Consider the following 12382-nt stretch of genomic DNA (forward strand, 5'->3'; position numbering starts at 1 on the left):
CTGTGACGGTGTGTACAGACTAATCCCGTAGGATTAGTACACGTCTTTTTGATAGCGACCCGCGCTGCGTAGCTCTTTGAGATACTCTTCAGCTTCCTCGTCGCTCTTACCTGCATACTGCTTAACGATGTCCACTAATGCCTGATGAACGTCCTTGGCCATACGGCTGGCGTCTCCACACACATAAAAATGCGCACCATTTTGCAACCATGTGTATACGTCCTGACCCTTCTCACGTAAGCGGTCCTGAACGTAGATTTTTTCTGCCTGATCGCGGCTAAAGGCCAGATCAATGCGATTCAGTACGCCCGATTTCACGTACTTTTGTAATTCAACCTGATACAGGAAGTCCTGTGTAAAGTGCGGGTTACCGAAGAACAACCAATTATCTCCCTCAGCATCGCGTGCTTCACGCTCTTGCAGGAAAGCACGGAATGGCGCAATACCGGTACCCGGACCGACCATGATCACGGGGGTATTGTCGTCTGCTGGCAAACGGAAATTGTCGTTATGCTCGCTGAACACTTTAACTTGTGTGCCTTCCTCAACGCGATGCGCCAGGTAGCCAGAGCAACCGCCCTGATGGGTTTCACCAAAGGCGTCAAATTCCACCAGACCCACAGTCAGGTGCACTTCTTCTTCTACTTCAGCCTGGCTCGATGCAATAGAATACAAACGCGGCTGGATCTTACGACAGCTGTCCACGAGCGCCTGCGCGCTGAGTGTTCCCGGCTGTTGCTTGATGATATCGAAGATCTGACGCGCTTCGATGTACTCACGCAGCGCGGCTTTGTCACCGGCCAGTGTACTCAGCTCTGCGTTATTCGTTGCAGCCGCATACTTTTCGACAAAGCCTGGGTAAGACTGAGTCAGCTCCAGCTTTTCAATCAAGGCAGTGCGCAGTGTCAGCGTCTCGTTGCCCAGCGTCACTTCGCTGTCGCCTTCAAGACCAAGCAGCGCAATCACTTCGTCCACACGTTGTTCGTCATTGAGGAAGAAGACGCCCAGTGAATCACCTGGCTGATACGCAATGTCAGACCCTTCCAGCGAAATCTCGACGTGGCGAACATCTTTGGTCGAGTTACGGCCGGTGATCTTCTGAACCACAGAGATTTCTGCGCTGAACGGATTTTGTTTGGTGTACTGGCTGGCATGCGCACCGGCAGTTGCCAGCGGCATGGCCACCACGTTGGCACCGCCTTCTGTCTGCTGCGCCTTCAGCGCAGGTTCAAATGCGTCCAGGGCACTGTCAATCCAGGCAGTTGCCTGATCTTCATAGTCCACGTCCAGATCAGCGCGCGCAACCACAGACTCAGCACCCAGCTTTTGCAGCCGCTCTTCAAAGTCAATGGCAGTCTGACAGAAGAACTCATAGCTTGAGTCACCCAGACCCAGCACAGCCACTTTAACACCATCCAGCTTCGGGGCTTTTTTACCTGCTAAAAAGGCATGTAAGGTCTCTGCATCTTCGGGTGGTTCACCCTCACCGTAGGTGGATACCGCAACGGCAATAAACTGTTCTTTCTTCAGAGCTGAAGGTTTGTAATCAGCCATATTAACCAGCTTGGTTTGCAGGCCGCGTGCCTTCGCCGCACTCTCTAATTGCGCAGCAACACCTTTGGCATTGCCCGTCTGAGAGCCGTATAAAATAGTCAAAGGCGCCGCTTCTGAGGCTGCTGCCGGTGCCTGCCCTAAAGTCCCCGCAAGTGCAGCAGTGTTGGCATTGGCAGCCAGATAACCACTGACCCAGGCCTGCTGGATCGGATTAAGCTCCGCTACTAACCCCTGTAATTTTTGCAGTTGTTCTTGTGTCAGCGGACTGGCCGCGGCACTGAGTTGACTTAACAACATGATGATTGTTTCCCCATAACCCTTATATAGCTTGCCCCGCCGAACTGCCCGGCGGTTCCACCCGCACACAGTGCAATTCGGTCATTTTCTTAGCATGCAGGATACGCAACTCACTGCGCGACAAAAAGAACAGTATCTGCTTTGTTATTCCATTTGGTTATGGATATTCAAAAACTCCAAATAAAACAGATTAAAAACCATTGTACCGATTTACACAATTAAAAAGTTAACGACAATGTAACAGAAACCCTTTAAACTCCCACTCAGTTTTTAACAACCAAACAACAATATAAATTAAAAATAGAACACGGGAATAATAAAATGATTACAAGAAAAGGGCCTTTGTGCCTGACTATGGGCCTGGCTGGCAGCGCGTTAAGCCTGCTCAGTACCATGGCATGGGGACAGGTAGACAACGGAGATTTCGAGCAATGGCAGCTGGGTAAACCCAGCAACTGGACCACCATTGATTCGGGTATCTCTTTGACTACCGAACAGAATCGCGTTTACAGCGGACAGATGGCTGCCGCCGTCAATGTGCTGACTACAACGCAGGGCAATACCGATCTGGCACAAACCGTCACGGTTGAGGCAGGTAAAACTTATACCTTCAGTACCTGGGTTTACCATACTGAAGGCGGCGTCAGGGCTCGCCTGGTCGCTGACGGTTATCACAATTATTCGGATCCGCAACAGTTAAATCAATGGCAACAACTGAGCCATGATTATACGGCCACCAGCAATGGCCAAATCACGGTGGGCCTGCGCTTTTATGACGTCAGCGGATTTGACGGCAATGAGACAGTATATGTTGATAACTTTCAGCCCAGCGGTACCACGAGCACGCCACCGCCAACCGATGGGGCCTGCCAGGCCAATGCGCTGACCTTCAATCTGACCACAGACAAGTACGGTGAAGAAACCAGCTGGGTGATTAAAAACGCGTCGAATGCGACCGTCGCCAGTGGCCAGAATTATGGTGCCAGCCAGAACTACAGTGAAAACCTGTGCTTAACCGATGGCTCATACACTTTTACGATATCTGACAGCTATGGGGATGGTATTTGTTGCAGTTATGGAAACGGCTCATATAGCCTGAACGGTCCTTCAGGGATGATAGCATCGGGCAGCCAGTTCACTTCATCGGCTTCACACAGCTTCACGCTCGGCACCGATAATGGCGGTGGCGATGGTGGTGGCGATACACCGACAGGTTACTACAGTGCTGCGGCAGGTTTATCGGGTTATGCCCTGAAAACGGCGCTGCACAACATCATTGCCAGCCATAATAATCAGGGTTATGGCGCTATCTGGTCGTTCATCGATCAGTACGAGCGTGACCGCTACTTTGAGAATAATGGCACAGTCCTGGACCGCTACTCTGAAAAGCCAACCAGCACGGACAGTCACGAGTTTACGGCGGTGGGCGATCAGTGCGGTACCGCCCGCATTGAAGGCGACTGTTACAACCGTGAGCATTCATTTCCGAAAAGCTGGTTTGGCGGCAAAATTGAGCCAATGAACTCAGACATTCACCATATCTTCGCCTCAGATGGCTATGTGAATAATCGCCGCAGCAGCTTCCCGTTTGGCGAAGTGGGCAGCAGCACTTATACCTCAAGTAACGGCAGTAAAGTGGGCAGTGCCTCGGGCATAGGTTACAGCGGTACCGTGTTTGAACCTATCGATGCGTTTAAAGGCGACTTTGCCCGCGCTTATTTTTATATGGCCACGCGCTATCAGGATCGTATCAGTAGCTGGCAGAACAATTCCAGCTACAGCGATGCGGTCCTTAATGGCAGCAGTGATCAGGTCTTTGAGGCCTGGGTTATTGCTATGCTCAAACGCTGGCATCAGGCCGATCCGGTTGATGCACTGGAGCGTGCCCGCAACGAAGGCGCCTACCAGTATCAGGGCAATCGTAACCCGTTTGTGGATCACCCAGAGTTTGTAGAGCAGATCTGGTAATTCATACCTGCCTATTGATACAAAATAGGTTCAGCGCACAAGGCTGTGGCTGAACCATACCTAAAAGGCAGACACAGGTATACCTTCTTTAGCAATCGACTTTCAATCCACCACCACGCAAAATCATCCTGACCGTTTGTGTCACGGTCTGAGACAGAATGCCCTGGCGGGTTGTAAGCCAGTGGAACAATGCGCCCACCAATGCATTGAGCAGCGCCTGACTCAGCGCTTCGATGTGCGCCGTATCAGGGCGTGGTCCCTGCCATTGGCTCTGGCCCATATCAGTAATAAACGCGCTAAAAATATCACGGGCTTTCTCGAGATCGTCCTTATCTCGCTTAAGTAACGCACTGAACTCATCGGTGTATTCACACTTAAACAAGATCACTTCCTGAAAGGCAATCAGGGCCTCCGATTGTTCCAGTGTCTCGAAATAAAAGGTAATTGCCTCAATCAGATTCGCGGTGCTGGGTGTCATGGTTTCCAGCTTCTGCTGCGCAGCCTCATCCAGGGGCAGCGCATATTCCTGGGTGATCGCTTCCAGTACTTCAAGCTTATTCTTGAAGTGCCAGTAAAACGCCCCTTTGGTCACGCCCGCAGCCTTAGAAATATCCATCAGGGTCGTATGTGCGACCCCTTTTTCACTGAATAGCTGCAGTGCGGATTTAATCAACGCCAGACGTGTCTGCTCGGCTTCTTCTTTGGTTCTTCTGGGCATCAGTAGTTTCCATCCAGGTATTAAACAGGCTTATCAGATAGTGGCCGCGAGACTAGCATGTACATTGCCGGTATGACAATCATGGCCACCAGGGTCGATGCCAGCAAGCCAAAGATAATTGCAAAGCACAGCGGGAACCAAGTGGGATCGCTCAGCCCCAAGGGTACCAGCCCGACTATGGTGGTGATGCTGGTACCAATAATGGGCCTCAATCGTTCTGCTGCACCACGGGCACACGCATCACTGAGCCCCACCCCGGCTTTAATATGACCGTTAATGGTGTCCAGCATCACGATGGCATTGTTGACCACAATCCCCACCAGTGCGATTAACCCTATCATGGCAGGGAAGGAAAAGGGGATCTGAAATACCCAGAATCCGCTAAAGGTACCTATCAGTGCCAGCGGGATAGTAAACAGCACTACCAGTGGCTGCTTGAATGAATCCAGCGCCAGGGTAAGCACCGCAAACACCATCATAATGGCCAGCACAAACACCATACCGGCGGAGCCGTAGGTTTCCTCCGCATTTTCCGCCTCTCCCGCATAGCTATACCTATATCCCTCTGGCCAGGTTCGCTGCCATGCCTGCAACTGGGGGTCAAGTTGTGCAATGACTTCGCCAACCGTGATCCCTTCCACTTTGGCTTTGATAGTAATGGCACGCTGAGTCTGGGCATGCGTGTAAAGTGGCGGCACTGCATCAATTTCATATTCCACCAGATTGCCACCGGGTACCAGCTCCCCCTCAGGAGTGAATAAGCTGATCAGGTTGATCTCAGCCAGAGACTTAGGGCCACCAATATCCTCATCCCGGCTCTCCCAGTAGGTACTGAGTCGGATCTTCAGGTCATCTTCCGTCCCCGCGAGTTTAAACTTACCATACTCATCCGCTTCTGTTGCCAGGCGTAGCTGACTGGCAAAATCTTGCTCGGTGATACCATGAAAATTCAACGCTTCCCGGTTGGCCGTCAGCCTGACCTGACTTTGCCACGCCCCCAGGTTATTACGCACATCCGTCACACCATTAACCGTGGCCAATTGCTGCTGGACCTGACTGGCATACGCCGACAGCTGCGCCATATCTGAGCCACTGAGCACAATTTGCACGGGGTCATCATTGCTGGACCCGCCCACTTCTGGTGTAAACAGCACCGTAATACCGGCAACGTCGGCCAGCACCTCGTTCAGACCCGCTCTGAGCTCTGGCACATATTCGTAGGCTAACTGGGTACGCTCATCCTTAGGTACAAATAACGCAGAGAACCCCACCAGGTTCGGGTTTTCATTGAGCAATAGCTGATCGCTGATGGAACTTATCGCTCTGGGGCTCTTTTTGCCGACGTACATAGTCACGTTTTCAAAATAGGGCCGCGTGGCCAGATATGCACCAGCCCGCTCAGCCACCGAGCGACTTTGTGCCAGTGTGGCATCCGGTCCCAGCTCTATGGTGATGGCGAGGTTTCGGCCATCCGCTTTAGGATAAAGCAGTGACGGCAGCGTACTCATCAACCCAGTCGAGATCAGCCACACGATAACGCTGCCTGCAACCCAGGCACTTGCGCGACGACGACTGCGCAGGGCAAACCGATTCAGCCAACGCTGTAAACTTTGCCCGGCAACCAGAGTCAGCTTGTCGACCGTACTCATCTGCGCCTGTTTGGCGTTGCTCAGCAAATATTGCGACAAAGGAATGCAGATCAGAAACGCAATCAGATAGCTCAATACCAGACACAACACCGCGGTGATGGGGATCAGACGGATAAACTTACCGTCCACACCGCCGATGGCCATCATGGGTGCCATCGCCAAAATGGTGGTCAACTGGCCTGAAAACGCGGGCATGGCGTAGGTCTTAACGGTTGCCAACGCCGCTTCCTTAAATGAAAGGCGTTTACGATAGAGGTTATCGTGCATCCCTTCCATCACCAGAATGAAGACATCCACCAGCATGCCCAATGCCAACACCATTCCGATGATCATCATGGTATTCAGGGTATAACCGAATAAACCCAGGATCATCAGTGCCCCCAGAAAAGTGAGCGGGATCGCTGCACCGGCGATCAGCGCTTCCCGCCAGGTCAGTAACACCATTAAAATGACGAACACCGCCAGCATGGCCTGCCAGATATTACTGAACACATTGGCAAATGACTCATCAATCAGGGCGCTTTCATCGCTGATAATCTGTACTTTCAGGCCATCCGGCCAGAACCCTTGCGTCTGGTACTCCACCATGGCTGCTTTCACTTCATTGATAAGCGTAATGGTGTCAACGCCCGGACGTTTTTTCACCCCCAGTGACACCCCCTGAGTAAAAGGTTCTCCCTGCTCAGAGAAATAAGTTTCGCTTTTGACTTTATCCAGCCCTTTGTAAACCAGCGCCACTTCTTCAAGCCGGATCAGGCGATTATCGTTCAGTCGCGTAATCGGCAACTGCTGCAAAGCTTTGATATCATCGAAACGACCTGCCAGATACAAGCGATGAATACGATTACCATCATCATACTCCCCCCAGCTGGTATCCAGGTTGGCTTCTTCAATGCGCTGGCGAACCAGATTAGGAGAGAGTTTCAGAGATCTTAGCCTGTCAGGCAGCATACGCACATGCACCACCGTTTCGCGATAACCACCTTTATCAACCTTTTTCACTCCCGGTTTGGCCTCAAGGCGCTTCTCGATGGTTTTAACCACCTGACTGAAACTGGTGTCATCCAGTGAGCCATACAACATAAACTCAATGACGGGCGTGTCATTCACTGACACCTGCTCGATCAGCGGGGTTTTTACCGCACCGGGAAATTCAGCCTTCCCCTCATCGACTTTCGCCCTTAACCGCTGCATAGCTTCATTCATCGGCTCATCAGATTTGAATTCCACGGCTATCACCGCGTAAGAAAACTGCGAGCCACTTTGCAGTTTTTTAAGCCCCTGCAAACCATTGAGCGCATCTTCCAGGGGTTTAGTTACCTCCTTTTCAACCTGCTCTGCGGCCGCACCCGGCCATTCAATCGTAATAATGGCCTGGGGTATTTCCAGATCGGGATAGTTTTCTTTTAACATGCCCGAGTAAGCCAGTACCCCGCCGACCAATAAGATAGCCAGCAGCAAGGTTGAAATCACTTTATCAACAAACAGCTTATGTGCCAGACCCAGCTTATTCATGGGCCGCTCCCACAACACGTACCGCGCTGCCATGCACCAACAGGTGCTCACCGTTCACGACCACCTGTTGGCCGGCGCTCAACCCGGCCAGGATCTCAACACGATAGAGATCTTCAATGCCCGTTTCAACCGGCGTCAGTTGTGCTTTATTCGCTTCGTTGATCACATACACAAAGGGTCGGTTGTTGCGCATCATCACAGCCTGATGTGGCACACTCAAAGTCAGTGGTTTTTCTGCCACCTTGATCCAGGCACTGACATGCATGCCATCTTTAAGATGCTGCGCACCTGCAAAAGTATGCACTTTCACTTCAATTGCACGTTTACTCAGGCTGATACTCGGGCTGACAGAGAAAATCTTGCCCAGGCTGATATCCCCGGTGGTAAAGCCACTGTTAGCTGCATTCAGCAGCTTTTCATTGCTCCAGCTCAGATACACGGTTTGTCCTTCCGCCAGTTTGTCGGCAGCATAATAAGGTACGTTTAAAGTGACTTCGTACTGGCTGGTGTCAATCACCACCATAGCCGCATGCATTTCCCGATCTTTATCTGACATCACCGCCGCTGGCCCTGTCCAGTAATCCCCCTGACGAACGTTGACTGCTCTGAGCTGACCATCAAAGGGCGCAAATATGCCGGTCTTTTCCAGATTCACTTTGCCCTGATTCAGCTGGGCCTGCGCCGCCAGCTTCTGACTGCGGGCAGAGTCCAGTGCCGCAGTCGCGGTGTGCATGGATTGCTGCGCGTTCAGCAGCTCAGTTTTAACGGCTTCAAATCGCTCTTTGGCAATAAGCTTGCGCTCCCACATTGATTGTGCCCGCTCAAAACTGGTTTTCGCCAGATTATGGTTGTTTTGTGCCTGATGCAGCTGTGCCTGGGCCTGCTCAATCCCCAGCACCGCACTGCGCAGTGACGCCTCATAGCCTTTTACCGCTTCTGCGCCGGTACGCTCGTCAATGCGGGCAAGGAGCTGACCAAAGCGCTCACCCGGTTTAGGTCCGGTGACGAAACTGCCGGCACGCAAGCGGTTGCCATTTCGGTCATCTGCCAGAAAAACCACCTTACCACCACTTTCAAAATTGAGGTACTCACGGCGGATCCCCTGTGCAATTCCTTCTGCAAATGCCCAGTCTCTGATCGCCTGTTTACTCACAGTGCTTGCCTCAACGGCATAAGCAACAGGCATATTGTCTGCATAGCCCGTTTTAGCGACCAGCAAACTCATTATTGTGGCAGCAATTACTAAATATGATTTCACACTCATCCTCTTTTACATACCAATTAGAATGTTTTGGATTATATACATACCAGAATGTATGTAAATATAAGCTGTGTATTTTCTCAGCAAAGGCGATATCGCAAGCGGGTTAAAACCCCCTCACGGATACAGCTAAGTAAACAGCTTTGGCATTAAAATCTCAGTTACAAGAAAAGGTTAAAGAAAGGGGAATAGCAGTAAGTATGACGCGTGCAAATTATGCACACCGCTCAAACGCAGCGCCAGCAAGGAAAAAGCGAGCATACCCAAGGCATACTCACTGAAGAATAAAAAAACCGGCCTAGTCCGTTAGACCGTAACCTACTCAACGGGTTGTGAGCTAAAAAGCTAACGCCAGTGGATAACCACAGACGCTTATCTTGGCTCTATGGTTAGGGGAGAAAGTGTAATTTTTGCGTTATTGCTGGCGCCCATGTAACCACTGTAATTCTGACCTTCAAACAAGGTGTAAAAAACATCCACATAATCATCGTCATTGCTGAACCAGTGATCCGGCATGGCTTTGATCAGCTGATTGGTCAGCTGAGGAATAATCGCATAGCCCTGTACATTGGGATCCGGAATGGTGCGCATCACCTGAGTGACGATATCTAAAAAGGTCGTCGCTAAATCTTTGTAGTTGGTGTTGTCATCCTGTTCCATTAACAGTACGTCCGCAGCCTGCCAGCGATAGCGCTCCCAGTGGATCAGGATCTGATTTGGTGTGTAGTCAGTACCATCATGATCCAGGTAGGGCATATCTACAATATCCAGCACAGGTTCATCACGCGAAGGACTCACTCCAGTGACAATGCCATACACTTCCGCTTTACCCAGTACCCAGGGTTCCTGATCGTTGTTGAGACGAATACGCTTCAAAACGCTGGTCGAAATGGCCTCAGACTGAATCGTCATTTGGTTCGTTTGCAGCATATCGCGAGAAAAACGTTCAACCGTTTGTCCGTCTCTGGCACTGCTAAAAATGTTCTGCATCACGGCCAGCCCTTCACGGCGCACCTGTTGTTGATCCAGCTCCAGAACAAGCACCGGGCGCTGTGGCATTTGCTGTGCATCTAACAGATGCAGCTGACCGTCACTGTCATAGGCTTCAACATGGATCCAGGTTTTATCATCCCCTTTCGGTGCAAAGGCGATCAACGGCTCTTCGCCTTCCTGCCATTGGCTCAGCATGTCAGCCGAAGCCAGACGCAATTGATAGAGGTTGCTGTCGCTTTGCGGCAAGCCTTTCAATACCCGGGTTTGTGTGCTTGCCTGGCCTATCAATGACTGTGCTTGCTGTGATACCTGCATGTCCTGCACCGTCAGGCGTGGCTGGCTTGCCAGTGCTGACTGCCAGCGCGGCCCCTGGTGCGACAACTCTTGCGCCAGCGATTTCGCCATCACTTTCTTGATGTCACTGACCTGGAAGGCCTGTGGATTAAAGCGGTCAATCTGCGCCAGTGGCGCTGCCAGTTTATTCACGGCCTCAACCGGGGCTGCGGTTGCGCTCGCTGCTGCACTCAGGCTCAGAGCCAGTGCCGACAAAGTCATCTGAGATATGCGTTTCATTGTTATAATTCTCCAGAAATAATCCTGTTCCGGCCTCTCCTGAACCACGGGAAGCCACCTCTCGTGTGCCAACCCAAGATAAAACACGAAAATCAAATTATCAACACATTAATATAAAATTTACACAGGAAAATTAACATAAACTTATTATACGTCTGTTTTAAAACAACTTTAAATGTTAAAAATAAGGAGGTAATTAGATCTTTCTATCAACAAGAGTGAAGGCTCTATTTGGTTTGAGTCATTATTAGTCACTGGGAAACAGTTTCAGGCAGGCAATTCACTGACATCAATAGACCTGTACAATGTGAACAGGCCGTGCCGACCAAATGAATATATTATGGGCAGCACCGATCACTTTTCAGCAGGACTGAGGGTAATTTCCATGCCTGCACCAGTTGCGCCGACGACAGATAACCGCAACAACAGTCTCGACGTGCAGCGCCTGAGCGTAACATTTAGGATGAAAGCGTTATTTTTCAGCAGGACAGAGGGTAATTTCCATACCTGCACCAGTTGCGCCGACGACAGATAGCCGCAACAACAGTCTCGACGTGCAGCGCCTGAGCGTAACATTTAGGATGAAAGCGTTACTTTTCAGCTGGGTAGAGGGTAATTTCCATGCCTGCACCAATTGCAGAAATACGCAACAAAGTATCCACATGCAGCGCCTGAGAGTAGCATTTTGGCTGTTCTCCGCAGCTAAAGCCGATATCAAAGGTGCGTTTCGAACACCCAAGCCACTGCTTCAGGGCTGACTTAGAGCATGATTCGATCAGTTCACATAAATGATTAATGGCTTTGTCCGGGCTCGTTACCTCAGCACTGGCTTCAATTCTGGCCAGCTGGCGATACTCATCCTGGTCATAGTGCAGTACCACCGCGTTCTTTTTAAGATCCGCAACCAGAGCAGAAATATCCTGCTTGGATTCTAACTCTAAGTCGACATTTAAAAACTGGATTTCTGACATGACGGGGCAATTACCTTGTTTCTTTTTGAGTGGTTCGCTGCCATATCTGCGTCATGTTCAGCGCCAGAACACGGTCGATTGGCAGGTGCGACAATATGTCACTATGGATTTTACGCGAATTCTCATAAGCTATCAGCAATTTTGACGAAAAAACAGCACTATGAATAAATCCAATTTCAAACCTATCCGAAAATTCCACAAACTGGCGGGTTATCTGCTGGCACTGCAGCTCTTTGCCTGGTTGCTCGGTGGCCTGGTGATGAGCGCTATTCCTCTGGATAAAGTGCATGGCAAACATCTGGCTAAACGTGCGCTGGAAAACCCTTTTATTCCGGCCGATTATTCCGCTGACCTCGACCGCCTTGCGCGCAATGTCGATGGATTTAGCAGTCTGACATTGAGTCACTTTTTAGATCAGCCCATGATCATTGTTAACGGAACTGAACGCACCTATTTCACCGCCACCGGCGCCCCCTTTCCTGCCCCAACCGAAACCCAGATCCGTGCCAACGCCCGCGCCCATTTCCTCGGCGATAGCTCCATTAACTCAGTACAGCTACTTACCAATGGCCCCCGGGAAGTGCAGTATCGTCCTCAAGTTTGGCAAATCACGTTTGCTGATCCACTCAGTACGACACTGTACCTGGAGGCACGCAGTGGCCAGGTGATCACCGTACGTAGTACGCTGTGGCGCATTTTCGACTTTTTCTGGATGTTGCACATTATGGATTATGACGAGCGTGATGACTTCAACAATCCACTGCTGATCACCTTTGCCGCCTGTAGTGTGGTATTTTGTCTCAGTGGTATATTGTTGCTGCTTCAGTCTCGTCCCTGGCGCAGACGCCGCCGACAACCCGGCTAAAGCGAGATGCTGCGCAAA

8 protein-coding genes are annotated in these 12382 nt (G+C 50.8%); 2 read left to right on the forward strand and 6 right to left on the reverse strand.

Translation table 11 applies throughout. The features are described 5' to 3' along the window. Positions 1-33 precede the first annotated feature (33 nt). On the reverse strand, positions 34-1851 hold the full coding sequence (locus MHN33_RS18675; protein ID WP_239400209.1) for an assimilatory sulfite reductase (NADPH) flavoprotein subunit: 1818 nt from the start codon (positions 1849-1851) through the stop codon (positions 34-36). A gap of 354 nt (positions 1852-2205) precedes the next feature. On the opposite strand from MHN33_RS18675, the gene MHN33_RS18680 reads away from it, so the two are divergent. After that, the gene (locus tag MHN33_RS18680; RefSeq protein ID WP_239400273.1) at positions 2206-3819 is read left to right on the forward strand and encodes an endonuclease; all 1614 of its coding nucleotides are present in this window, start codon (positions 2206-2208) and stop codon (positions 3817-3819) included. 88 nt (positions 3820-3907) lie between these two features. Here MHN33_RS18680 and MHN33_RS23935 read toward each other — a convergent pair whose 3' ends face one another. From MHN33_RS23935 to MHN33_RS18705, 5 genes are all read right to left on the reverse strand, one after another. Further along, the gene (locus MHN33_RS23935) at positions 3908-4537 is read right to left on the reverse strand and encodes a TetR family transcriptional regulator (protein WP_275442896.1); all 630 of its coding nucleotides are present in this window, start codon (positions 4535-4537) and stop codon (positions 3908-3910) included. A gap of 20 nt (positions 4538-4557) precedes the next feature. After that, positions 4558-7701, reverse strand: a complete 3144-nt coding sequence (locus tag MHN33_RS18690) for an efflux RND transporter permease subunit (protein ID WP_239400211.1) — start codon at positions 7699-7701, stop codon at positions 4558-4560. Further along, positions 7694-8959 (reverse strand): efflux RND transporter periplasmic adaptor subunit, encoded by a 1266-nt coding sequence (locus MHN33_RS18695; RefSeq protein WP_239400213.1) that lies wholly within the window; start codon positions 8957-8959, stop codon positions 7694-7696. The genes MHN33_RS18690 and MHN33_RS18695 overlap by 8 nt, the downstream gene beginning before the upstream one ends. A 375-nt stretch (positions 8960-9334) precedes the next feature. After that, a complete protein-coding gene (locus tag MHN33_RS18700; RefSeq protein ID WP_239400215.1) occupies positions 9335-10528 on the reverse strand; it encodes a DUF3103 family protein in 1194 nt (397 codons plus the stop codon). Positions 10529-11118: 590 nt separating this feature from the next. Then, complete coding sequence (locus MHN33_RS18705; RefSeq protein WP_046006139.1) at positions 11119-11499, reverse strand: hypothetical protein; 381 nt, start codon at positions 11497-11499, stop codon at positions 11119-11121. Positions 11500-11659: 160 nt separating this feature from the next. Between MHN33_RS18705 and MHN33_RS18710 the strand changes: the two genes are divergently transcribed. Beyond that, positions 11660-12364, forward strand: coding sequence for a hypothetical protein (locus MHN33_RS18710; RefSeq protein WP_239400217.1), 705 nt, complete (start codon positions 11660-11662; stop codon positions 12362-12364). Positions 12365-12382 lie beyond the last annotated feature (18 nt).

Source organism: Pseudoalteromonas sp. OOF1S-7, assembly GCF_022347765.1.
GTDB lineage: Bacteria > Pseudomonadota > Gammaproteobacteria > Enterobacterales > Alteromonadaceae > Pseudoalteromonas.

What these genes read in the sequence shown, in the direction of transcription:
- MHN33_RS18675 (WP_239400209.1), bottom strand. Translation starts at nt 1,851, where the DNA reads ATGTTGTTAAGTCAACTCAGTGCCGCGGCCAGTCCGCTGACACAAGAA.
- MHN33_RS18680 (WP_239400273.1), top strand. Translation starts at nt 2,206, where the DNA reads ATGGGCCTGGCTGGCAGCGCGTTAAGCCTGCTCAGTACCATGGCATGG.
- MHN33_RS23935 (WP_275442896.1), bottom strand. Translation starts at nt 4,537, where the DNA reads ATGCCCAGAAGAACCAAAGAAGAAGCCGAGCAGACACGTCTGGCGTTG.
- MHN33_RS18690 (WP_239400211.1), bottom strand. Translation starts at nt 7,701, where the DNA reads ATGAATAAGCTGGGTCTGGCACATAAGCTGTTTGTTGATAAAGTGATT.
- MHN33_RS18700 (WP_239400215.1), bottom strand. Translation starts at nt 10,528, where the DNA reads ATGAAACGCATATCTCAGATGACTTTGTCGGCACTGGCTCTGAGCCTG.
- MHN33_RS18705 (WP_046006139.1), bottom strand. Translation starts at nt 11,499, where the DNA reads ATGTCAGAAATCCAGTTTTTAAATGTCGACTTAGAGTTAGAATCCAAG.
- MHN33_RS18710 (WP_239400217.1), top strand. Translation starts at nt 11,660, where the DNA reads ATGAATAAATCCAATTTCAAACCTATCCGAAAATTCCACAAACTGGCG.